The 21,276-nt window shown below is 72.7% G+C and carries 22 protein-coding genes; 16 read left to right on the forward strand and 6 right to left on the reverse strand.

Annotated features, from left to right (window positions below):
- Positions 1-191: hypothetical protein (locus ACFYM6_RS31330; protein ID WP_387281082.1), on the reverse strand; the 191-nt coding region annotated here is incomplete at its 3' end.
- A gap of 303 nt (positions 192-494) precedes the next feature.
- Here ACFYM6_RS31330 and ACFYM6_RS31335 point away from each other — a divergent pair.
- Positions 495-1,505, forward strand: coding sequence for a hypothetical protein (locus ACFYM6_RS31335; protein ID WP_387281083.1), 1,011 nt, complete (start codon positions 495-497; stop codon positions 1,503-1,505).
- Between the two features lie 1,178 nt (positions 1,506-2,683).
- Here ACFYM6_RS31335 and ACFYM6_RS31340 read toward each other — a convergent pair.
- Positions 2,684-3,061: a hypothetical protein gene (locus tag ACFYM6_RS31340; protein WP_387281084.1), complete on the reverse strand. Its 378-nt coding sequence runs from the start codon at positions 3,059-3,061 to the stop codon at positions 2,684-2,686.
- Between the two features lie 175 nt (positions 3,062-3,236).
- On the opposite strand from ACFYM6_RS31340, the gene ACFYM6_RS31345 reads away from it, so the two are divergent.
- Positions 3,237-3,935, forward strand: a complete 699-nt coding sequence (locus ACFYM6_RS31345; RefSeq protein WP_387281085.1) for a carbonic anhydrase — start codon at positions 3,237-3,239, stop codon at positions 3,933-3,935.
- Positions 3,936-4,010: 75 nt separating this feature from the next.
- Here ACFYM6_RS31345 and ACFYM6_RS31350 read toward each other — a convergent pair whose 3' ends face one another.
- Positions 4,011-4,514 carry an O-acetyl-ADP-ribose deacetylase gene (locus tag ACFYM6_RS31350; RefSeq protein ID WP_387281086.1) on the reverse strand — a complete coding sequence of 168 codons (504 nt, stop codon included), beginning with the start codon at positions 4,512-4,514 and terminating at the stop codon, positions 4,011-4,013.
- A gap of 179 nt (positions 4,515-4,693) precedes the next feature.
- Here ACFYM6_RS31350 and ACFYM6_RS31355 point away from each other — a divergent pair, with 179 nt between their 5' ends.
- Both ACFYM6_RS31355 and ACFYM6_RS31360 read left to right on the forward strand, forming a co-directional pair.
- The gene (locus ACFYM6_RS31355; RefSeq protein ID WP_387281087.1) at positions 4,694-5,242 is read left to right on the forward strand and encodes a hypothetical protein; all 549 of its coding nucleotides are present in this window, start codon (positions 4,694-4,696) and stop codon (positions 5,240-5,242) included.
- Positions 5,243-5,568: 326 nt separating this feature from the next.
- The gene (locus ACFYM6_RS31360) at positions 5,569-6,351 is read left to right on the forward strand and encodes a BTAD domain-containing putative transcriptional regulator (RefSeq protein ID WP_387281088.1); all 783 of its coding nucleotides are present in this window, start codon (positions 5,569-5,571) and stop codon (positions 6,349-6,351) included.
- A gap of 69 nt (positions 6,352-6,420) precedes the next feature.
- Here the strand turns inward: ACFYM6_RS31360 and ACFYM6_RS31365 are convergent, their stop codons facing one another.
- The 3 genes from ACFYM6_RS31365 to ACFYM6_RS31375 form a co-directional block, all read right to left on the reverse strand.
- Positions 6,421-7,077, reverse strand: coding sequence for a response regulator (locus ACFYM6_RS31365; RefSeq protein WP_387281089.1), 657 nt, complete (start codon positions 7,075-7,077; stop codon positions 6,421-6,423).
- A 20-nt stretch (positions 7,078-7,097) separates the two neighbouring features.
- Positions 7,098-8,183, reverse strand: coding sequence for a sensor histidine kinase (locus tag ACFYM6_RS31370; protein WP_387281090.1), 1,086 nt, complete (start codon positions 8,181-8,183; stop codon positions 7,098-7,100).
- Positions 8,184-8,284: 101 nt separating this feature from the next.
- On the reverse strand, positions 8,285-8,848 hold the full coding sequence (locus ACFYM6_RS31375; RefSeq protein ID WP_387281091.1) for a DUF3995 domain-containing protein: 564 nt from the start codon (positions 8,846-8,848) through the stop codon (positions 8,285-8,287).
- A 279-nt stretch (positions 8,849-9,127) separates the two neighbouring features.
- Here ACFYM6_RS31375 and ACFYM6_RS31380 point away from each other — a divergent pair, with 279 nt between their 5' ends.
- The 12 genes from ACFYM6_RS31380 to ACFYM6_RS31435 all read left to right on the forward strand — a co-directional run bounded on the left by ACFYM6_RS31380 (position 9,128) and on the right by ACFYM6_RS31435 (position 21,243).
- The gene (locus ACFYM6_RS31380) at positions 9,128-10,336 is read left to right on the forward strand and encodes a beta-ketoacyl-[acyl-carrier-protein] synthase family protein (RefSeq protein ID WP_387281092.1); all 1,209 of its coding nucleotides are present in this window, start codon (positions 9,128-9,130) and stop codon (positions 10,334-10,336) included.
- Positions 10,333-11,454: a beta-ketoacyl synthase N-terminal-like domain-containing protein gene (locus ACFYM6_RS31385; RefSeq protein ID WP_387281093.1), complete on the forward strand. Its 1,122-nt coding sequence runs from the start codon at positions 10,333-10,335 to the stop codon at positions 11,452-11,454. Before ACFYM6_RS31380 ends, ACFYM6_RS31385 begins: the two co-directional genes overlap by 4 nt.
- Positions 11,432-12,556, forward strand: coding sequence for a beta-ketoacyl synthase N-terminal-like domain-containing protein (locus ACFYM6_RS31390; RefSeq protein ID WP_387281094.1), 1,125 nt, complete (start codon positions 11,432-11,434; stop codon positions 12,554-12,556). The genes ACFYM6_RS31385 and ACFYM6_RS31390 overlap by 23 nt, the downstream gene beginning before the upstream one ends.
- Complete coding sequence (locus ACFYM6_RS31395) at positions 12,546-13,472, forward strand: beta-ketoacyl synthase N-terminal-like domain-containing protein (protein WP_387281095.1); 927 nt, start codon at positions 12,546-12,548, stop codon at positions 13,470-13,472. Before ACFYM6_RS31390 ends, ACFYM6_RS31395 begins: the two co-directional genes overlap by 11 nt.
- Complete coding sequence (locus ACFYM6_RS31400) at positions 13,469-14,281, forward strand: alpha/beta fold hydrolase (protein ID WP_387281096.1); 813 nt, start codon at positions 13,469-13,471, stop codon at positions 14,279-14,281. The genes ACFYM6_RS31395 and ACFYM6_RS31400 overlap by 4 nt, the downstream gene beginning before the upstream one ends.
- Positions 14,278-15,180 carry a thioesterase gene (locus ACFYM6_RS31405; RefSeq protein ID WP_387281097.1) on the forward strand — a complete coding sequence of 301 codons (903 nt, stop codon included), beginning with the start codon at positions 14,278-14,280 and terminating at the stop codon, positions 15,178-15,180. Before ACFYM6_RS31400 ends, ACFYM6_RS31405 begins: the two co-directional genes overlap by 4 nt.
- Positions 15,177-15,896 carry a 2-hydroxychromene-2-carboxylate isomerase gene (locus ACFYM6_RS31410; protein ID WP_387281098.1) on the forward strand — a complete coding sequence of 240 codons (720 nt, stop codon included), beginning with the start codon at positions 15,177-15,179 and terminating at the stop codon, positions 15,894-15,896. The genes ACFYM6_RS31405 and ACFYM6_RS31410 overlap by 4 nt, the downstream gene beginning before the upstream one ends.
- A 17-nt stretch (positions 15,897-15,913) precedes the next feature.
- A complete protein-coding gene (locus ACFYM6_RS31415) occupies positions 15,914-16,864 on the forward strand; it encodes a beta-ketoacyl-ACP synthase 3 (RefSeq protein WP_387281099.1) in 951 nt (316 codons plus the stop codon).
- 597 nt (positions 16,865-17,461) lie between these two features.
- The gene (gene sbnA / locus ACFYM6_RS31420) at positions 17,462-18,451 is read left to right on the forward strand and encodes a 2,3-diaminopropionate biosynthesis protein SbnA (RefSeq protein ID WP_387281100.1); all 990 of its coding nucleotides are present in this window, start codon (positions 17,462-17,464) and stop codon (positions 18,449-18,451) included.
- A 10-nt stretch (positions 18,452-18,461) separates the two neighbouring features.
- Positions 18,462-19,484 carry a 2,3-diaminopropionate biosynthesis protein SbnB gene (gene sbnB / locus ACFYM6_RS31425; protein WP_387281101.1) on the forward strand — a complete coding sequence of 341 codons (1,023 nt, stop codon included), beginning with the start codon at positions 18,462-18,464 and terminating at the stop codon, positions 19,482-19,484.
- 11 nt (positions 19,485-19,495) lie between these two features.
- Positions 19,496-20,458, forward strand: coding sequence for an ATP-binding cassette domain-containing protein (locus ACFYM6_RS31430; protein ID WP_387281102.1), 963 nt, complete (start codon positions 19,496-19,498; stop codon positions 20,456-20,458).
- A complete protein-coding gene (locus ACFYM6_RS31435) occupies positions 20,455-21,243 on the forward strand; it encodes an ABC transporter permease (protein WP_387281104.1) in 789 nt (262 codons plus the stop codon). The genes ACFYM6_RS31430 and ACFYM6_RS31435 overlap by 4 nt, the downstream gene beginning before the upstream one ends.
- Positions 21,244-21,276: the final 33 nt, after the last annotated feature.

Raw genomic sequence — 21,276 nt, forward strand, 5'->3', positions numbered from 1 at the left:
CCGTAGGTGGCCTCCAACACCACCTGCGGGCTCTCACCCCACGAACCGACCTGCCGTGCCAACTCGAACGGGTCGTTGTCGATACGAACCGCGCCACCGAGCCGTTGCCCATCGGGGGTCATCCGCACGATCACACTGCGCCGCCGGTGCAGGTCTATCCCCACATACTGACGGCCGCCATACTCATCCACCAGGGGCCTCCTTCGTCGTGGTGAGTCGTGACAACCCCCAGCAAACAACCGCCGAGGGTGACTGTCACGAGGAGCGGAGGCCCCGCTCCTTCATCCCATCAAGGGTCGTCGGTTCAAATCCGGCCGTCCCGGCGCGGCAAAGAGGGCGCATTCATTGATGGGCGTGCCCTCTTTCCGTAGCCAGGTTACTAACTGAGTGTCACCGTAAAGCCGAGCCGTTCAGCGCCTGCGCCCGTGGGGTCAAACTGGGTGGCCCGATCGGGATGGGTCGGCGACCATGGTCGGCATGGCAAGGGACCGGGCATGAGGTTGCCGCTTCAGGGTGGGCTGCCGCCGGTGGATGCGGTGCCCGGCACAGTCGTGGAGATCGCCTGTGACGAGTCAGGGTTCTCCGGCACCAATCTGCTTGATCCAGCCACCCCCGTGATCACCCACGCGAGTGTCGACCTGTGTGGCGAGGAGGCGGCGGGGCTGATCGCGACACTGCGGTCCGGTTTCCGGTTCTCGCCGTACGAGTTGAAGTCTCGGCAGTTCCTCCGCAGGCCCGAAGCGGGTGAGGTGCTGGAGTGGTTCCTGGCGGCGCTGCGCGGCCGGGCACACGTCCACCTGGTCGACAAGCAGTACTTCCTCGTCACCCGCATCGTCGACCTGCTGCTGACGGAGCCGTCGTACGCGGCCGGTACCCGCCTGAGCCAGGAACACCGTTCGGCGGCCCTCGCCTTGTATCGGGCCAGGCGCTCGGCCGGTTCCGATTGGGGGGCCTTCCTCGCGGCCTTCGTCGAGATGCTCCGGACCAAACGGCGAGACCGGCCGGATCACCGCAGCGTGGAACGGTTTTTCCGGGCACGGGATGTGCTGCTACGACACGCGCTGGGCGCGCCGGCTGAGGCCACCCTTCTCGGACTCGACCGGGCCCGGGTGGCCAACGTCCAGGCCCGGCTGCACGGCAACGACCGGTCGATCCCGCCACCGCTGGAGCCGATGCTGCCGGCGCTGGCCGAGACCGTCCTGTTCTGGAGCGGCGGGGGGCGGCGGGTGCTGGTGATCCACGACGAGCAGAGCGCCCTCACGGCCGACCGGTTGCGCCGCCTCCAGCAGGTGCTGGCCGACAGCGCCGGACTGTTGCCGGCCGGGGGGTCGCCGTTGGCCGGGCTGGTGATGGTCGACTCCCGGGACGATCCGCGCGTCCAGGTCGCCGACCTGCTCGCCGGGGTGGCCCGGCGGTTGCCGGGGATTGTCGACGATGGCCCACTCCGGCCGTTGCTCTCCCCGACCTCACTGCGCGATCCGATCGGTGACGCCCTACCGACCTGACGGCCAAGCGGGGACAGGGCTACCGGAGCTCACCCGGGTGGGCGGTGGGTGGATCCGGGCCGCAGACAGTGACGGGTGGCCAAGATCCTCGACGTCGCGGCCCTGCTGGTCGGGCGGCCGTGCGCGCGTGTTGACCTCCAACACGAAGGCCGCTGGGATGGCCAGAAGGCGCAGCTGCGGAGAGGCGGCGGGGTGGCTGACCGGGCGACTACAGGTAGGCCATCGGTAGCCGGCCGCCCCATTGCTGGTCTACGGGCGTACGGCCCGTAGAAGGACTTCCCGGTCTTCTCGACCTGGTAGAACTGCGTTGGACAGCGAGAGCAGGAGTACCACCGGGTTGGCCGATGTCCGTGGAGGTTGGGCACGCCGAGAAGAACCAGCTCACGTCCCCATGTCTCGCACGTCACCCGGGCATGATTCCGTCAATCGCTGCCGCGATCCCTCGGCTTGTCAACCAAGGTCGTGATGATCCGGAGCAGCCAGTGCCTCAGCGTCCGACAAACCAAGGCGGCTGGCGACCCGCCGCCGCATCCGGACTTGGGCGCTCGTTCGTGGCCGGAACTTCGGCTCCCGCGAACAGCCGCACACCTCGAAGCCTTCGTAGCGCAGCCCCGCCCCGAGAACTGCCGCGACCGCAGCCCACCCGGAGTCGTTCCGCCGACGGGGCGCCGCGAAGTCGTGCCCAGCAAAGACCATCGGCTGCCGACACGACGTGCATGGGTGCTTCGCGCCGTCCCAGGGATACTTGTGACTACGACGGCACGGCACGCATACGTAGTGGACCTTGTAAGTGATCTCTGCGTACCGGCACACGTCCGCATGTTAGCGATATCTCTCGGTGGGACACTATGACAGCGCCAGGACGCTGGGTCGCGGCGGGCGGCCTGGCTACTGCCCGGCGAGGAGATCGTCTTGGTGCAGCGTCATCCCGCCGCCGCTCGAGCGACTATGGACGTATCTGGACTGTCGAGGTGATCCAGGGATGCCCGGGAATCCTGGCACCCTCCAGGTCCCGGGGGTCGATGCTCCATCGCCCCGCGAGCGTGAGTACGGTCTCCTCATCGGGCCACGGCCAAGGCTCAGCATCGCCCTCGGGCCAGGGTTGGTCCTCGCCGTGGGCGGTCCCGACGCCGAGGGCCTGTTCGTCCGCTGTCGGATCTCCTACCTGAAACAGCACCTCACCTCGCTCGCCCAAGGTAGGCGAATGCTCGCTCCACGACGCCGTCCCGGGCGAGACCCCATCCGTGATACTCGACAACGCGATGAGTTCCGAAGTACTGCACCTCACCGAGCAGGCGGCTCAGCCCCGCCAGCCAGGCGGCGAACCGGTCGTCCTCAGGAGCGGGAACATCCCGCGAAGCGGCGAGCGTCCAGCCATCGAGCGGTGGCGTGGGAAGCCAGCGGCCGCGTCCGTCATAGGCAGCAGCCATGGCCTCACGCCAGGTGGACCGAGCGGGACGGCTGAGGCGGAGCGCAGCGGCGACATCAGCAACGCCCCGGCCACGCACCGCGAGCCACTGAAGCTTGTAGCCAAAACCAACCGCGGCCTCAGCCATGGTGTGATCGTAGATGGCTGGGCCGCAGAGATGGTGTTGGTGCTCCTCATCCTCGGCGTCGCTCGACTGGCGATGCCAACTACCGGGCCATCTCGTCTGAGGTGTTCCGCGACACACTAGACACTGTGGACGACGGTGGTAGGAAATAGCTGACGCCTACCTCCAGGAGATCACCGTGAAGCTCTCTCGTCTCTCCCGCCGGTCGCTGCTCGCGACCGGCGGTGCCGCCGTCGTCGCCGCGGCGGCCGCTCAACCCGCCGTCGCCGCGCCGGCTGAGGAGCCCGCCGTCACGCCGGACGAGGCCCTGCGCCGCCTGCTGCGCGGCAACCACCGGTTCGTCACCGGGCACGGCCGGCACCCTCACCAGAGCCTCGACGACCTGCACCGGCTGGCCGCGGGGCAGCACCCGTTCGCCGTCACCGTCGGCTGCGCTGACTCCCGGGTGGCCCCGGAAGTGCTGTTCGACCAGGGCCTGGGCGACCTGTTCGACAACCGGGTGGCCGGGAACATCGTCGACGACCTGCTGCTGGGCAGCGTGGAGTTCGCGGTCGAGGAGTTCCACAGCCCGCTGATCATCGTCCTCGGGCACGAGCGCTGTGGGGCCATCACGGCCACCATCGACGCCATCCGCTCCGGCGGCACGGCGCCGGGCCACATCGGCACGATCGTGGAGGCCCTGCGTCCCATCGTGGCGCCGGTTCTCGAGCAGCCGGGGGACCCGGTCGACAACGCCGTGCGGGCGAATGTCCGGGCGCAGGTGCGGGGGTTGGTCGAGCGCAGCCCGATCATCGCCGAGCGGGTGCACCAGGGTGTGCTGCGCGTGGTGGGCGGCCGGTACGACCTCGACACCGGCCACGTCACGCTCGTGGACTGACCCGAAACCAGCCGCGACGCCCGGGGGCGCGAGACGTGCCTCCGGGCGGCGCTGCCCGTGGCGACCGCGCCGACGTCAGCCGTGCAGCGCCGCGGTCAGCAGGTCGTACGTGGCTTGGTCGAAGGCGACGAGGCGGACCTGCTCGACCGTCGTCGGGGTTGCCCGGATGGTCGAGACCGCGATCGTCGCCGCCTGGTCGGCGGGGAATCCGTAGACGCCGGTGGCGATGGCGGGGAAGGCCACGCTGCGGGCGCCGATCTCATCGGCGACCTGGAGGCTGCGCCGGTAGCACGACGCCAGGATGCCGGCCTCGCCGTGGTCGCCACCTTCCCACACCGGACCGACCGTGTGGATGACGTGGCGTACCGGTGGGTACAGGTCGAACGCGGGCGTGGCCACCGCCTCGCCCGGGGCGCAGGGTGCCAGCGCGGCACCTGCTCGGGCCAGGCGCGGCCCGGCCGCCCGATGGATCGCCCCGTCCACCCCGCCGCCGCCCAGCAGCGACTCGTTCGCCGCGGTGACGATGGCGTCGACGTCCTCGCTGGTGATGTCACCGAGCACAACTTCGACCACAGGCATCTGCCGATGATGCCACCCGGCGCTCCCTGGTGCGGCTCACCAGCCCGTTGTCGCCGCCGGCGTGCGACCGGTCGTCGATGCTGCCTCGACCCGGTCGTGGTCAGGTCGATGCTTCCAGGATCATCCGACCAACGACCGGCGATGGTGTGGCCAGGCCGGTGGGATAGAGGCGATCAGCTGTGCTGCGAGAGAGACTGCGGCGGTGGGACCCCCGGGTGTGGAACGCCACTCCGGAGGAGGTGGCGGCCGACTATCCGTGCGATCGCCACATGACGGTGCCGTTCCGCTCGTTCGTCCGGGCCGTCGACGTGGCGGCGCCCGCCCCGCTGGTGTACCGGTGGCTGTGTCAACTCAAGGTCGCGCCGTACAGCTACGACCTGGTCGACAACCTGGGCCGGCGCAGTCCCCGGACCCTCACCCCGGGCGCCGAGGAGTTGGCGCTCGGTCAGAAGTTCCTGATCTTCGAAGTGGTCGAGTTCGTTCCGGACGGGCATCTCACCGGGATGATCGCCCAGCGGCACCGGCGCAGCTACGGCGAGGTGGCGGTCACCTACCGGGTGACGCCGGCCGCGGGTGGCACCCGGCTGGTCGGGCGGCTCGACGTCGGTGCCACCACCGTCTTCGAGCAGGCTCGGCGGGCGGCGCTGGCGGTCGGTGACGCGCTCATGGGCCGCAAGCAGTTGCTCACCATCAAGGCTCTCGCCGAGCGGTCTGCCCGGGCGGGGTGAACCGTGGATGGGCCGGCGCCGGTTGGCGGCGGGCGCGTCGGTGAAATGGGAGTGAACGCGAATCGCAATCGCATTCCCGGGCTGCGGGTGGTCGGTTGTCGGCACCCGGCGGCCGGCTTGGGAACTGTTTGTGAAACTATCCTACACGCTCAGCAACTTCGATGCCTGAAAAGTCAAGGCCTTTAGGGGGGTGGTGGCGTACCACCAAAGTAGTATCGATGAGGTCCGATGAGTAGCGCGTACGTTCACCTTGGACGCAGAAGGGCTTGAGACGGGCTCACGGGCAGTTAGCGTCTACGTCAGATGCGTAGAGAAGAGGGTACAAAATGCTCCGCTTCAACATCCTCGGCAGCCTGGAAGTCCGACACCACGGCGTGGATTGCACCCCCACCGCGCCGAAGGTCCGTGCGGTCCTCGCGCTGCTGCTGCTCCGGGCCAATCAGACGGTGAGCCAGGACGCCATCTTCGACTGGCTGTGGGGCAACCGGCCACCCCGGAGCGCCGCCACCACCACCCAGACGTACGTCTACCAGCTCCGGGCGCTCTTCGAGCGGGTGGGCGTGGCCGGCTCCGCCGACCAGCTGCTGATCACCCGGCCGACGGGATATCTGCTGTCAGTCGGCGAGGAGCAGCTCGACGCGACCGTCTTCGCCCGCCTGTGCGAGGAGGGCGGCGAGTTGCTGGATGCCGGGCAGGCGGCGGAGGCGGCCCAGCGCCTGCGTACCGCCCTGTCCCTGTGGCGGGGGCCGGTGCTCGACGACGTCAACGTCGAGGACTGGATGGCCGCCGACCTCGCGCACCTCACCGAGCTGCGGATGCGGGCGCTGGAGCTGCGCATCGAGGCGGACGCCCGGCTGGGTCGCTACCGGGAACTGATCACCGAGCTGCGGGCCCTGGTCGCGGCGCACCCGTTCAACGAATGGTTCCACGCCCAGCTGATCACCGCGCTGAACCGGTGCGGCCGGCGGGCCGAGGCGCTGCACGCGTACCGGAGCCTGCGGCAGACCCTCTCCGATGAACTGGGCCTGGAACCGACGCCCGAGCTGCAGGAGCTCCAGCGGCAGGTGCTGAACGGCAGCCCCGCCCGGCTCCTCGTCGCCGCCGGCTGACCGCCGGGTCGGCGCCCTCGGTCCCGCGTGCGGATCGAGGGCGCCGGCGGTGCCAGCTGCCGCCCGCGGTCACCCACGTGGCCGCGGGACGGCCGGCTTCTCCGGGCTGACCAGGTTCATGGCGATGGCCTTGTTCACCGCGTCGATCCGGGACACCGCGCCCAGCTTGGTGAACACGTTGCGCAGGTGCCGCTTGACCGTGCCCTCGGTGATGTCCAGCCGCCGGGCGATCTGCGAGTTGCTGTAGGCCTGCGCGACCAGGCTGACGATCTCCACCTCGCGGTCGGACAGGATCCGCGCGCCGGCGTCGCTGACCTGCTCGAAGCTCTCCCGCGAGATCGACAGCATGATCCGGCCGGCGTCGGTGCGCACGCTGCGCAGCGTGGCGACCAGGTCGTCGCGGGTCACGCTCTTCAGCAGGTACGCGCGGGCTCCGGCGCCGAGCAGTTCCCGCACCACGATGGGCTCGTCGAACATGCTCAGGATGACGATGCGGGTGGCCGGCGCAGCCGCCAGGGTCCGGGCGATGGTGGTGGCGGCGTGGTCGCCGGGGATGCCGACGTCGAGCAGCATCACGTCGGGCCGGTGCGCGGCGGCGAAGGCCACCGCCTCGGCCCCGGTGCTGGCCTCGCCGACCACGGTCAGGTCCGGCTCCATCGACAGCAGCTCGCGCAGGCCGTGCCGGAACAGCGCGTGGTCGTCGACGAGGAGGATCCTGGTGGGCACGGGAGGCTGGCCGGACGATGTCATCGCGAGGTCCCCGAGAGTGGGATGAAGGCCTCGACCCGGGTGCCGCGACCTGGCGAACTGTGCAGGAAGAGCTTGCCGCCGAGCAGTTCGACCCGTTCGCCCATGGAGGCCAGCCCACTGCCGCCGGTGCAGCCGCCGTAATCGGGGTCGAAGCCCACGCCGTCGTCGCTGACCCAGACCCGGATCTCGTGCGGAGCGATGTCCACGTGGCTCAGGATGGTCTGCGCCTGCGAGTGGCGGAAGGCGTTGCGCAGCGCCTCGCGGACCACCAGGAAGACCTCGGCCAGCACCTCGGCGGGGATCCAGGCCTCGTCCCCGCTGACCGCGAGGTCGACCGCCGCGTTGCCCTCGCCCATGACGTCGAGGAAGCCGCGCAGGGCCTGCTCCAGGTTGTCGAACTTGGACTCCAGCCGCAGGTCGGTGGCCACCCCCCGGACCGCCTCCAGGGTCTGCACGCTGGCCCGGTAGGCGACGTCGACCTTGTCGTGCGACCGGTCCTGGTCGGTGTCCGCGTACGCCTTGGCCAGTTCCAGGTTGCGGGTCACGACGCTGGCCGATCCGCCGACGCGGTCGTGCAGTTCGCGGGCTATCCGGCGCCGCTCGGCGAGCTGCGCCTGCTGGACCCGGTCGAGCAGGAATCCGACGTACGCCTCGGAAGCCCAGCGGACCCGGGTCATGACGCTGCGCTGCAGGGCCTGGGTGGCGGTCCGGACGATGCAGGCGGCGTCCGGCTGGCCGGCGGCGGTCTCGATCACCGCGTCGAGCACCGGATCGAACAGTTCGGTCGCGGCCCGCAGCGACTCGACCGGGTGCAGGTTGCCCATGGCGCGGGCCGCGCCGGCCTGCCAGGCGAGGGCGATCGCCGTCTCGTCGACCTGGATCTGTCCAGTTCGGATGCTCTCAGTGACGTCGGCCAGCACCTGCCGGGCCTGGATAATTGCCTGGTTGAGAAGCGTTTCCTCGATGCCAATCGGGCCGCAGGCCCCGATCAGACGCTTACGGAAAGTGTCCAGAACCGTGTCGTGGCGGGCCTGGAACGCGCTCGCGATAAAGAATCCCGTGGCGAGCGCGCTTGGCTCCATTGGTCTCTTACCTTTCGCCGAACTGTCCCCGCGAACGGCAAGTCTCCATTGTTTCGCACCGGATGGGCAAGGTCTTGTGACACATGATCGAACTAGTTTACCTATTTGTGCCGTAGAGTTCGTATGCTAAGCCGCGAGTAGCGTATTGCCGCCAGGGTGAACAGCAGACCACCGGAGAGCCACACCGGATCCCAGAGCAGCAGGTGCCACGGCAGTGCCGCCCGGCCGAGCCCGGCCGGGACCTCGACCACCCCCGCCACGATCAGCAGGTGTTGCGCCAGGTTCGCCACACCATACAGGGACAGCAGGGCGGCGGCGCCCCAGCCGGCGAGCAGCCGCATCCAGCGCGGCAGCCAGCGGGGACGCCCGTCGACGAGCGCCAGGGCGAGCGCCGCGGCGACCAGCTTGAGCACCGCGGTGGCCCACAGCAGGGCCACGAAACCGGGCTCCCGGGCCAGTGCCGGGCCTTCGACGGCCGGGCCGATGGTGCCGGTGCCGGCCCGACCCCCGGCCGCCCAGTAGAAGCTGAGCGCGGCGAACAGCACGGACCAGACGCAGGCGCCGTACGCGGCCCAGGGACCAGCTCGCCCACCGGCCCGCCGCGCCGGATCGGCGGAGCCGCCGCCGCGCTGGCCGTCGGTGCTCGCTGCGGTGCTCCGGGTCACCGGTCCTCCCGTGGTCGGGTTCGTCGATCGGCATCGTATCGGTGGACGTCGGTGCGGCCGCGTCCGCCTTCCGTGGCAAGGCTTTTCCGCGGTCCTCGAAGCGGCCTCTACGTTGGCTCGACGTCGCGGCCGGGGGTTCGAGGCGCCGTCGAGGCCGCCGCGAGGCCGTCACAAGGCGGCAGCTCGACGGTGAGAACCCGACCACGCTGCGGATGACGGGGCGGCGCGCGACGCTCGCCGACGGACGCGGCCCAAGGACTCACGAAGGACTCCTGGGTGATGAACGGACGGGTTGTGGTAACCGGGCTCGGGCCGGTGTCGAGCATCGGCATCGGCGTCGACGCCTTCACGACGGCACTGCGCGCCGGGCGCAGCGGCATCACGCCGATCGCCAGCTTCGACACCACCGGCTTCCTGACCGACCGGGCCGGCGAGGTGCACGAGTTCGCGCCGGAGGCCATGCTGACCCGGCTCGACCCGGCGGACTGGGGCCGCAGCAGTCTCTTCGCCGCCGCCGCGGCCCGGCTCGCGCTCACCGACGCGGGGGCCACCGACCTCCCGGATCGGTCCGACCGGATCGGCGTCTGCATGGGTACGACCAGCGGCGAGTCCCAGGTGGTGGAGCGGCTCACCGAGCACTGGTTGGCTCACGGCTACCCGGACACGCCGCGGCGGCTGGCCCGCCAGCTGCCCGCGGGACGCGTCGCCGAGGCGGTGAGCCGGGAACTGGGCCTCACCGGCGCGGCGTTGACCGTCTCGACCGCCTGCTCGGCGAGCAACTACGCCCTCGGCTACGCCCTCGACGTCATCGCCACCGGCGAACAGGACTACATGCTGGTCGGCGGGGCCGACTCGGTGTGCCGGTGGGCCCATGCCGGCTTCTACCGGTTGGGCGCGCTCGCCGCCGAGCGGTGCGCGCCGTTCGACCGCGACCGGGCCGGGGTGATCACCGCCGAGGGCGGCGTGGCGCTGTTCCTGGAGAGCCTGGACTCGGCCCGGGCCCGCGGCGCCCGGATCTACTGCGAGGTGCTCGGCTACGGGCTCACCTGCGACGCCAAGCACCCGACCGCGCCGGACGCGACGAGCGTGGCCCGCTGCATGCGGCTGGCCCACCAGGACGCCGGCGTCAAGCCCGACGAGGTCGACTTCATCTGCGCCCACGGCACCGCCACCCCGGCCAACGACGCCGCCGAGTACGAGGCGGTCCGCGACGTCTTCGGCGACCGGCTGCCGCCGATGAGCTCGGTGAAGTCGATGCTCGGCCACACGATGGGCGCGGCGAGCGGGTTCAGCGCCCTGGCCGGGGCGCTGGCCATCTCGTCCGGCTTCCTCGCGCCGACCATCAACCACGTGACCACCGACCCGGCGATGACCGGCCTGGACGTCGTACCCAACGAGTCGCGTCCCGAGCAGCCGCGCATCGTCCAGGTCAACGGTTTTGCCTTCGGCGGCAACAACGCCATCACGATCCTTGGACGGCTCGCATGACCGTGACCACCGATTCGCGTACCGACGCCTTCGTGCTCGGCGTCTCCGGGTGGGGCGTGCTCTCCCCGTTCGGGTTGGGCGCCGACGAGTTCACCGCCGGGCTGCGTACCGGTCAGGCCGGCACGGTCGACGCGGCCGCGCTGACCGAGGAGCCGGTGCCGGACCCGCGGGCGTACGGCCTGGTCGGGTTCCGCGCCCGGGACCACCTGGGCCGCAAGGGCACCAGCTTCCTCGACCGGCGGACCGCGTTCGCGGTGCTGGCCTGCGGCCAGGCGCTGGCCGACAGCGACCTCGTGGTCGGCGACGACAACCGGGACCGGGTCGGCGTCGTGCTCGGCACCAGCGTCGGCAGCCTCCAGTCGACCAGCGACTACAGCCGGGACACCCTGGTGCAGGAGAAGCCCTACCTGGTCAACCCGATCCTGTTCCCCAACACCGTGCTCAACTGCGCGGCCGGCCAGGCGGCCATCTGGCACCAGCTGCGCGGGGTCAACACCACCCTCGCCGGCGGCGGGATGGCGACCCTGGCCGCGCTCCGCTACGCCACGACGGTGCTGCGGCGCGGCCGCGCGGAGGCGCTGCTGGTCGGCGCGGTGGACGAGTACACCCCGCAGCTGGCGTGGGCCGAGCATGCCACCGCCGCGTCGCCGACCGCGGTCGGCGGCGAGGGCGGCGCGGTCTTCCTGGTCGAGGACGCGGCCGCCATGCGCGCTGCCGGCCGTGAGCCGGTCGCCGAGATCCTCGCGGTCGGCCTCGGCCACACCGGAGGGCGGACGGACCTCGCCGCGGCGCTCGCCGACCGGGTACGCCGGGTGCTGGACCAGGCCGGCGTCCACCCCCAGGACCTCGCCACCGTGGTCACCTCCGGCGCCGCCGCCGAGGAGCAGGCGCTCGACGAGGTGGTCGGCCCGGACGCCGACCGGGTGGCCATCACCGACCTCGCCGGCAACTGCCCGACCGCCGCCGGCGCGCTCCAGGTCGCCGCGGTGCTGGCCCACCGGCGGGGCGCGCCGGAGCACGACGGGTGCCTCTCGCTGATCGTCGCCAGCACCGCCGACGGCTCCGTCGGCGTTGCCGTCCTGAAGGGAACCGGGCGTGCGGCTCGCGATCACCGGTAGCGCGATGCGCACCAGCCTCGGCGACACCGCCGAGACGTACCAGGCGTTGCTGGCCGGGGAATCCGGCCGGCAACCGCTGCGGTACGTCGCCCCGGACGGCGTCAACGTCCGCCACGGCTACCACGTCGACGCGGCCGGCCCGGAACGCCCGTACCGGGCCAGCGCCTGGCTGGCCGAGTGCGTGGCGGCGGCGGCCCGGGAGGCCGGCCTCGACTGCGCCCGGCAGCGCGTCGTCGTGCTGGTCGGCACCGGGCTGCGCGAGCTGCGGGCGGTGGAACGGTGGCGGGCCGACGGGCAGCCGGCGGACCTGGACGCGCTGCACTTCGGCGCCGCCGTGCGCGCCGCGTTGCCCGGCGTCGAGGACGTCGTCACGGTCTCCAACGCCTGCTCGGCCTCCTCGCACGCGCTCGCGCTCGCCGCCGACCTGCTCCAGCTCGACGAGGCGGACGCGGTGCTGGCCTGCGGCGCCGACGCGATGACCGAGAGCATGCTCGCCATGATCGGGCGGGTCGGGGACGAGTCCAGCGACGCGGTACGGCCGTTCGACGCCGACCGCAAGGGGGTGCTGCTCGGCGACGGCGCGGTGGCCGTCGTGCTGCAGCGGGCCCCCGACGACGCCACGGTGCTGCTGCGCGGAGTGGGCATGTCGTGCGACGCGTACCACGAGACGGCACCCGACCCGGCCGGTCTGCGCGCCGCGATGGACGACGCGTACCGGCGGGCCGGGCTGAGCCCGGCCGACGTCGGGCTGGTGCTGGCGCACGGCACCGGCACCGCGCTGAACGATCCGACCGAGGCCGGCGTGCTGGCCGGGCTGTTCGCCGACGCCCGCCCCGGGCCGCTGGTCACCGGGATCAAGGGCGCGATCGGGCACACCTCCGGCAGCGCCGGGCTGATGAGCCTGCTGGTCGCCGTCGAGGCGCTGCGGCACGGCCAGGTGCCGCCGGTGGTCGGACTGCGGACCCCGATCCCCGAGGCGGCCCCGCTGCCCCTGGTGGTCGGCGGGCCGGCCGGCACCGACGCCCGGGTGGCCCAGGTCAACGCGTTCGGATTCGGCGGCGTGAACGCCGTCTGCCTGGTGGAGGTGCGGTATGGGCGGTGATCGTGTGGTGGTCGGGGCCGCGGCGGTACACGTGCCCGGGATCGCGCCGGAGCGGCTGATCGCCTCGGCCAGCGAGCCCGACTGCGGCCCCGACGAGGCGCACACCCTGCTCGGCCGCAAGGGTCTGCTGTTCAAGGAGCCGGCGGTGCGGCTCGCCATGTGCGCCGTACACCGGGCCCTGGGCCTGCCGCCCGGCCGGCCGACCGGGCCGGTGCCGGGCGCCGCCGGGACCGCCGTCGTGGTCAGCTCCAACCTCGGCAACGTCGCCACCGTCTGCGACATCGTCGACCAGGTACGCGCGGGCGGCCTGCGCGGGGTGAGCCCGATGCAGGCGCCGAACGCATCGAGCAACATCATCGCCAGCAGCATCGCCATCCGGTACGGCTTCACCGGCCCCAACCTGATGGTCTGCTCCGGCGCGACCGGCGGGCTCGACGCGGTGCGGCTCGGTGCACTGCTGGTGCGCAGCGGCCGGGCGCACCGTGCCATCGTGGTGGGCGCCGAACCGGCCGACGAGATCGCGGCCGGGCTGCGCGCCGCCGGCGGGATCCCGCCGGGGCCGCCGCAGGGGATGGCCGCCTGCGTGGTGCTCGTCCCGGCCGAGCAGCCGGGCCCGGTCCGGCTGCACTCGGTACGCCGGCACCGGGCCCCGGAGCCGGTCCCGGCCGGCGGGCTGCGGACCATCCGGCTCGCCTGCGGCACCGGCGACGGCCCGGACCAGGACCTGGCCGCCCTGTTCGGCGGCGGTTACGGCGCGGCCGGGGTGCTGCAGACCGCGCTCGCCAGCCGGTGGCTGACCGACCCGGCGACCCGACCGGATGGTGTCGAGGACTCGGTCGAGGCGGTGCTGACCTGCGGCTCGACCGGCGACGGATTCGCCACCGCACGGCTGTGCCGCGACGGGGACCGGACATGACCTGGCGGCTGCTCGCCGCGCCCGGCGCCGCCGGCGAGCACGGGCGGGCCCGGGTGGTGGCGGCCGTGCACGGCCTGGCCGACCACGGGAGCACCTGGCAGGACCTGGCCGTACGACTCGGCCCCGGCTACCGCTGCTACGCCGTCGACGCCCCGTGGAGCGGCGACCCCGGTCGGTCCCTGGTGGACTCGGCCGGTCCCGCCGAGTGGCTGCGACGGGCCCTGGCGGCCGTGCCCGAACCCGTCGACGTGCTCGTCGGCCACTCCTTCGGCGCCAACGCCGTGCTGGACCACCTGGCCACCGGAGCGCCGCCGGCGGTCTCCGCCGCCGTCCTGCTCGCGCCGCTGGTCCGCCCCGCCGACCGGGCCCCGCACCCGGTGCTGATCGCCCGCACCCGGGCGGCGATCCGGCAGGTGGTGGCCGACGGGCTGCGGGCCCGGCTCGGCCCCCGCGCCGCGCACGTCGCCGACGACCTGCTCGCCGCGATGGTCGACAAGGCCCTGCAGCGGGTGCCCGACGGTGCCGCCGACCTGGTGCTGGACCGGCTGCTCGCCACGCCGCGGCCCGCGCTGGGGCAGGTCCGCACCCCGATCCTGGTCCTGGCCGGGCGGGACGACCAGCGGCTGGCCGGGGTGCGGGCCAACTCGCTCGCCGTGCTGCCGGCGGCGCAGGTGCGCGTCCGCCCGCACTACGGCCACTTCTGTCACATCACGCAGGCGACCGAGGTGGCCGCCGAGTGTGCCGAGTTCCTCGACCGCGTCGTGCCGGCACTGTCGCCGGCCGGTCCGACCCTGGAGGTTTCCGCATGACCGTCCTGCTCGACGCCCAGCCGACGACGTACCGCGGCCGGCCGCGGTACGAGGGTGCCAACATCGGCACCTGGGTCGGCTTCAAACAGTTCGTCTACCTGGCCGAGGACGCGGTGTTGCAGTACTACCGCGACCGCGGGACGGGTCCCGGCCAGCTGTTCCACGGGGCCGGGGTCCAGCTGTCCATCGTGGAGCACTCGGTGCGGCTGCCCGGCCCGGTCTTCGTCGACGACGAGGTGCACGCCGAGGCGACGCCCGCGCCGGGCGGCAACGACGTCGAGGACACGTTCGCCGTCACGCTGACCGTCGAGCGGCACGGGCAGCCGGTGCCCGTGCTCAAGGGCAAGGTCCGGGTCGCGTTCGTCGCGCCGACCGGGGTCACCGGGAAGCTGCCCGCGGAGCTGGCCGGCCGGGTGGTGCCCGGCGTCGCCGCGCTGCGCCCACCGGCCGAGCCGCCCGCCGCTTTCCGGCCCGGCTTCCGGTGGAGCGAGACCATCCCGTACCCGCACTGCCAGTTCTCCGACCGGATCCAGCACTCCGGTTACGTGCGCGACCTGGAGGAGGTGGTGCACCGGTACCTGGCCGAGCGGGGCATCTCGATCCGGCGGATGCTCACCGAACGTAACTGGATCCCCGCCGTGACGCGCTCCCAGGTGCGGCTGCTCGCCGACGCGTACCTCGAAGAGGAGCTGCACACGGTCTTCACCGTCGACGACATCGTCAAGGACGTCATGTTCAGCGGCCGGATGGACTGCTACGTGGTTCGCGACGGCCGGATCGTGCACACCGCCACCGGATCGATCACCCACGGGTACGGGGTAGCCAGCGGCCCCGACGCCGGACAGGTCGCCGTCATGGACCCGCAGACGCAGGCCGCGCTGCTGTGGAGCGCGCCGTGACCGGCCGGCCGAGGGTGTACTTCTCGTTCCAGAGCCCGTTCAGCTGGATGGCGTTGCGGCAGCTGGAAGAGCGCGTACCGGACTTCGCGGACCTGTTCGAGTACGTACCGTTCTGGGACCCCGACGCCCGGACCCGGGCCGGCCTCGACGCGCACGGTGCGGACTTCCACTACACCGTGATGAGCAAGGCCAAACACCTGTACATCCTGCACGACACCAAGCGGCTCGCCGCCGGCTTCGGCTACCGCCTGGTCTGGCCGGTGGACGTCGCGCCCTGGTGGGAGCCGTCCGCGCTGGGCTGGCTACGCGCCCGCGAACTGGGTTGTGAACGGCGGTTCTACCAGGTCGTCACCGAGGCCCGCTGGGACCGGGGCGACAACATCAGCGACCCGGCGGTGCTGCGGGCCGCCTGCGACGCGGCGGGCCTGCCCGGTGCCGAGCTGATGGCCGCCGTCGACGACGACCGGATCCGCGAACAGGGCGTGGCAGCGCTGGTCAGCGCGCACCACGACGAGGTGTTCGGCATCCCGTTGTTCGTCGTCGACCGCCAGCGCTACTGGGGCGTGGACCGGATCGCCGACGTCGAGGCGGCGGTACTGGCGCTGCGCGGTGCCGGCCCGGCGGTCGAGTCGGCCGACCTGCTGGCGAGTCTCCCGGTGGCGGCGCTCGCCACGGTCGGCTCGTTCGACCACGACGAGCCCGGCGGCTGCGGCTGACCGGGCGAGGGGAGGAGATGACAGTGCGCACCTGGCAGGGATCCCGCATCGCCGGGCTCGGCTACTACCAACCGCCGCGGGTACTCACCAACGAGCAGCTCACCCAACTGGTCGACACCGACGACGCGTGGATCCGCAGCCGGGTCGGCATCCAGCAGCGGCACATCGCGGAGGACCAGTCGGTGGCCGACATGGCGGCCGCCGCCGCCGGCAAGGCGCTCGGCGCGGCCGGCATCATGCCCGCCGAGGTGGACCTGGTGGTCGTCGCCACCTGCACGTCCATCGACCGGGTGCCGAACGTGGCGAGCCGGGTGGCGGCGAGCCTGGAGATGGCCGGGCAGGCGGCGTACGACATCAACACCGCCTGCTCCGGCTTCTCGTACGCGCTGGCCACCGCCGACCACGCCATCCGCGCCGGCGCCGCCGGCACGGCCGTGGTGATCGGGGCGGAGCGGCTCACCGACTGGATCGTCTGGCAGGACCGCAGCACCTGCATCCTGTTCGGCGACGGCGCCGGCGCGGCGGTGCTGGTCGGGGACGACGACCCGGGCATCGGCCCGGTGGTGTGGGGCGGGTCCGCCCAGCGCGGGCCGGCGATCCGGATCGAGGGCCGGTCGGCGCGGATCGAGCAGGACGGCGCGAGCGTGTTCCACTGGGCCACCACCGCCCTCGCGCCGATCGCGGAGGAGGCCTGCCTGCGGGCCGGCATCAAACCGGCGGAGCTGGCAGGATTCGTGCCGCACCAGGCGAACCTGCGCATCATCAACGCGATCGCCCGGGACCTCGGGGCCGAGCAGGCCGTGATCGCCCGGGACATCGTGTCGTCCGGGAACACCTCGTCGGCGAGCACCCCGATCGCCCTGGCGAAGCTGGTGGAGCGGCGGGAGGTGCCCAGTGGCGCGCCGGTGCTGCTGCTCGGGTTCGGTGGCGGGCTGACGTACGCCGGCCAGGTGATCCGCTGTCCCTGAGCCACCGCCGACCGCCCGGCGCCGCCCGGCGTCCGCCGCCCTCCGGGGCGTCGGGTGCCGGGCGGCGCCGGTTAACGCCGCGTCCGGGGCCGAAGGGGGAAAGCCCCGGACGGGCGGTCCGGCCCGGACTGGCAGCAAGGCGGGCCGCGTCAACCCCGCGGGTGTGTCCGGGGAGCTGTCGAGTGCCGGGACCGAGATCGTCGGCGCCTGGTCCGCGTCCACGCCCTGCCGCGGTGCGACCCTGGCCGGACTCCGGTTGGTTCCGGCCCGGGCGGCCTCTCGTGGCGGCCGCCGGTGTCGCACGGGAACAACCTGCCCGGCCACCCTCGAACCGGGATCGACCGTGGCTCGACGGCGGCGGCCCGGCGGCGGACCTCGGCCCGGCCGCCCGCCCTCTTCGGGCCGGCCGCCCGCGGCCTGACCGGCGGCTCGAGCCGGCTGCTAGCCGTCCCCGACCTCGATCCGAGCCCACCCCGAGCCGGGTGGCCGACCGTGAGCGGCGTTCCCATCCGCCCGCCGGTGCCTGACCTGAGCCGCCGGGCCTTCATCGAGCCGGACCGGGAGTAGCCGAGATGTTCCAGTGCGGAAGTGATAGCCATGAGCCGTGAGGCGCTGCTGGCGCGCCTGGCCATGGTCGGGCGGGCGATGCCCCGCACCCCGGTGGTGCAGCTGCGGCACGACCGGCTGGACCTGTTCGCCAAGCTGGAGTACGTCAACCCGAACGGCAGCTCCAAGGACCGCTCGGCGTACTGGATCCTGCAGCGGGCGGTCGAGCGCGGCGACGTCACCGAACGGACCACCATCGTGGAGTCCTCGTCGGGCAACTTCGCCATCTCGCTCGCCTCGTTCTGCCGCTGGATCGGGCTGGCCTTCGTCCCGGTGATCGATCCGAACGTCAACGCCAGCACCGAGGCGTACCTGCGCCGGCTCTGCGACCGGGTCGAGAAGGTCACCGAGCCGGACGGGACGGGCGGGTACCTGTCCACCCGGCTGCGGCGGGTGGAGGAACTGCGGGCGGAGCTGCCCTCGGTCTACTGGCCCAACCAGTACGCCAACCCGGACGCGATCGAGGCGCACGACCGGCTCACCGGCGCGGAACTCTGCGCCGACCTGCCCCACATCGACTACCTGTTCGTCGGGGTGAGCACCGGCGGCACCATCGGTGGGCTGTCCACCCGGCTCAAGCGGCTGCACCCGGACGCCTGGGTGGTCGGCGTCGACGCCGAGGGGTCCGTCATCTTCGGTGGCCCGCCGGCCAAGCGGCGCCTGCCCGGGCTCGGCTCCAGCATCGTGCCGCCGCTGGTGGGCAAGGCCAGCATCGACGACGTGGTGATCGTGCCCGAGGTGGACGCGGTACGCGGCTGCCACGAGCTGTTCGAGCGGCACGGGCTGTACACCGGCGGATCGACCGGCAGCGTCTACAGCGCGATCGAGCGGTACTTCGCCGACCACCGGGGACCGCGCCCGACCGTCGCCTTCCTGTGTGCCGACCGCGGCACCGGTTACGCCGACACCGTGTACGACCCGGACTGGGTCGACCGGTTCGTCGCCCAACGCGACCGCGGCCAGTCCGTGGCCCTGGTGTGAGAGGAACAGCATGACCGAGACGCACCGACCGACCGTCCGGCCGTTCACGGTGGTGACCGCGGCCGAGGTGGCCGCGGCCATCGAGGCGGACCGGGCGGCCTGCCTGGACGCGGTACGCCGCTGCTACCTCGCCCACGACGAGGCGACCAGCGCGCTGCCGCACAGCAGCTTCCTGCGCTTCCCGCAGCTGCCCCGGGATCGGATCATCGCGCTGCCCGCCTACCTCGGCGGCGAGTTCGAGGTGGCCGGCATCAAGTGGATCGCCAGCTTCCCCGGGAACACCGCGCACGGCATCCCCCGGGCGTCGGCGGTGCTGCTGCTCAACGACCTGGCCACCGGCTACCCGTATGCCTGCCTGGAGTCCTCGCTGATCTCGTCGACCCGGACCGCGGCGTCGGCGGTGCTCGGGGCGGAGGAACTGGTCGGTTGCCGGCGGGTCGGCAGCGTCGGCTTCATCGGTACCGGCCTGATCGCCGAGCACGTCCGCCGGTTCCTGCGCGACCTCGATTGGGAGATCGGCGAGTACCGGCTGTTCGACCTCGACCCGGCGGCGGCCGAGCGGTTCGCCGCCACCGTGCAGGCCGACGGGGTGGCCGCGGCCAAGGTGGTCCCCGAGGCCGCCGACGCCTTCGCCGCCGACCTCGTGGTGCTCGCCACCGTGGCCGGCGAGCCGCACCTGCACGACCCGGCGCTGCTCGCCCACCACCCGGTGGTGCTGCACCTGTCCCTGCGCGACCTGTCGCCGGAGATCGTGCTCGCCGCGCAGAACGTCACCGACGACGTCGACCACGCGGTCCGTGAACGGACCTCGCTGCACCTTGCCGAGCAGCGGGTCGGGCACCGCGACTTCGTCGCCGGCCCCCTCGCCGACGTGCTGCGCGGCCGGATCCGCCGGGACCCCGACCGGGCCGCGATCTTCGCGCCGTTCGGCCTCGGCGTGCTCGACCTGGCCGTCGGGGCATGGGCCTTCGACCGGGTACGCGCCGCCGGCGGCGGCCGGGAGATCGCCGACTTCTTCCCGCTGGCGAACTGAGGGGTGGGCACGTGGACCTGACGATCGAGGCCGAAGGGCTACGCAAGACCTACGGCACGCACACCGCGCTGGCCGGGGTGGACCTCGCCGTGCCGGCGGGCACCGTGCTCGGCCTGCTCGGCCCGAACGGCGCCGGCAAGACCACCATGGTGCGGATCCTGTCGACGCTGCTGATGCCGGACGGGGGCACCGCCCGGATCTGCGGGCACGACGTGGTCCGGCAGCCGCGTGAGGTACGCCGGCGGGTCGGCCTCACCGGCCAGTACGCGGCCGTGGACGAGCTGCTGACCGGCCGGGAGAACCTGGTCCTGATCGGCGTGCTGCACCACCTCGGCCGGCGGGCGGCCCGCGCCCGGGCCGACGAACTGCTCGAAAGGTTCCAGCTCACCGACGCCGCCGGCCGGGCCGCCCGGACCTACTCCGGCGGCATGCGACGCCGGCTCGACCTGGCCGCGAGCCTGGTCGCCGACCCGCCGGTGCTGGTGCTCGACGAGCCCACCACCGGGCTGGACCTCACCAACCGCCGCACCCTGTGGACGATGGTCCGGGAGCAGGTCGCCCGCGGCACCACGGTGCTGCTCACCACGCAGTACCTGGAGGAGGCCGACCAGCTCGCCGACCGGATCCTGGTCCTCGACGGCGGGAAGGTGATCGCCGAGGGCACCCCCGACGAGCTGAAGCGCAAGGTCGGCGACGAGCAGCTGCAGATCCGGCTGCGGGACGGCGGGCAGCGCTCCGCCGCCGTCGCCGCCCTCGCCGCCGTCACGGCGCACCAACCGGTGCCCGACGACGACGAGGCGAGCCTGAGGCTGCCGTTGACCGACGGGCTGGCCGGCATCGCGGCCGTGGCGGCGGCGCTGGACGCCGCCAGGATCGACGTCGAGTCGTTCGCCAGCTGCACGCCGACCCTGGACGACGTCTTCCTGTCCCTGACCGGGCGGAGCACCGCCGAGAAGCCGGAGGCAGCGGCATGACCACCCTCGCCGTCGAGACCTCGGCCCTGGTGGGCCGCCACCTGCGGCACCTGGCCCGGGTGCCGATGCGGTTGCTCGGCGTGACCGTGATGCCGGTCGCGTACGTGGTGATCTTCGGGTACCTGTTCGGCAGCGTCATCGAGGTGCGGGGCGGCGGCTACCGGGAGTTCCTGATGGCCGGCATCTTCGCCCAGATGATGCTCACCAACCTGCAGCACACCGCGCTCGGCGTGGTCGACGACCTGGGCAACGGCATCGACGACCGGTTCCGGTCGCTGCCGATCGCCGGGCTGGCCGTACCGCTGGCCCGGACCATGGCCGACCTCACCCGGGTGGTGGTCGCCTGCGTCGCCATGGCCGTGGTGGGCTTCGCGATGGGCTGGCGCACGCACGCCGGCCCGGTGCAGGTGCTCGCCGGCTTCGGGCTGCTGCTGCTGCTCGGCTTCGCCGCCTCCTGGCTTGGGGTCCTGCTCGGGCTGCGGCTGCGCTCGGCCGAGGCGGTCAGCGCCGTGGCCTTCCTCGTCGTGATGCCGATGACGTTCCTGTCCAACGCGTTCATCCCGCTGCACGGGCTGCCTGGCTGGCTGCGCGCGGTGTGCGAGTGGAACCCGCTGTCCGCCGTGGTCGCCGCCTGCCGGGACCTGTTCGGCAACCCGGGCTCGGCCGGCGACGCCCTGCCGATGCGGCACCCGGTCGCCGCCTCCCTGCTGCTGATCACCGCGCTGCTGGTGGTCAGCGCGTCCCTGGCCACCCACGCCTACCGGGCCGCCGCCCGGGGCCGCTGACCCCGCCGCCGCCCGGCCGGTCCGCGCGTACGC

The sequence above is a fragment of the Micromonospora sp. NPDC006431 genome (assembly GCF_042870725.1).
Lineage (GTDB): Bacteria > Actinomycetota > Actinomycetes > Mycobacteriales > Micromonosporaceae > Micromonospora.

Bases quoted from the DNA above. Each gene is read 5' to 3' on its own strand.
- ACFYM6_RS31415 (WP_387281099.1), top strand. From the start codon at position 15,914: ATGACAGTGCGCACCTGGCAGGGATCCCGCATCGCCGGGCTCGGCTAC.
- ACFYM6_RS31405 (WP_387281097.1), top strand. From the start codon at position 14,278: ATGACCGTCCTGCTCGACGCCCAGCCGACGACGTACCGCGGCCGGCCG.
- ACFYM6_RS31385 (WP_387281093.1), top strand. From the start codon at position 10,333: ATGACCGTGACCACCGATTCGCGTACCGACGCCTTCGTGCTCGGCGTC.
- ACFYM6_RS31435 (WP_387281104.1), top strand. From the start codon at position 20,455: ATGACCACCCTCGCCGTCGAGACCTCGGCCCTGGTGGGCCGCCACCTG.
- sbnA (WP_387281100.1), top strand. From the start codon at position 17,462: ATGAGCCGTGAGGCGCTGCTGGCGCGCCTGGCCATGGTCGGGCGGGCG.
- ACFYM6_RS31370 (WP_387281090.1), bottom strand. From the start codon at position 8,183: ATGGAGCCAAGCGCGCTCGCCACGGGATTCTTTATCGCGAGCGCGTTC.
- ACFYM6_RS31395 (WP_387281095.1), top strand. From the start codon at position 12,546: ATGGGCGGTGATCGTGTGGTGGTCGGGGCCGCGGCGGTACACGTGCCC.
- ACFYM6_RS31350 (WP_387281086.1), bottom strand. From the start codon at position 4,514: ATGCCTGTGGTCGAAGTTGTGCTCGGTGACATCACCAGCGAGGACGTC.
- ACFYM6_RS31335 (WP_387281083.1), top strand. From the start codon at position 495: ATGAGGTTGCCGCTTCAGGGTGGGCTGCCGCCGGTGGATGCGGTGCCC.
- ACFYM6_RS31360 (WP_387281088.1), top strand. From the start codon at position 5,569: ATGCTCCGCTTCAACATCCTCGGCAGCCTGGAAGTCCGACACCACGGC.
- ACFYM6_RS31400 (WP_387281096.1), top strand. From the start codon at position 13,469: ATGACCTGGCGGCTGCTCGCCGCGCCCGGCGCCGCCGGCGAGCACGGG.
- ACFYM6_RS31340 (WP_387281084.1), bottom strand. From the start codon at position 3,061: ATGGCTGAGGCCGCGGTTGGTTTTGGCTACAAGCTTCAGTGGCTCGCG.
- ACFYM6_RS31380 (WP_387281092.1), top strand. From the start codon at position 9,128: ATGAACGGACGGGTTGTGGTAACCGGGCTCGGGCCGGTGTCGAGCATC.
- sbnB (WP_387281101.1), top strand. From the start codon at position 18,462: ATGACCGAGACGCACCGACCGACCGTCCGGCCGTTCACGGTGGTGACC.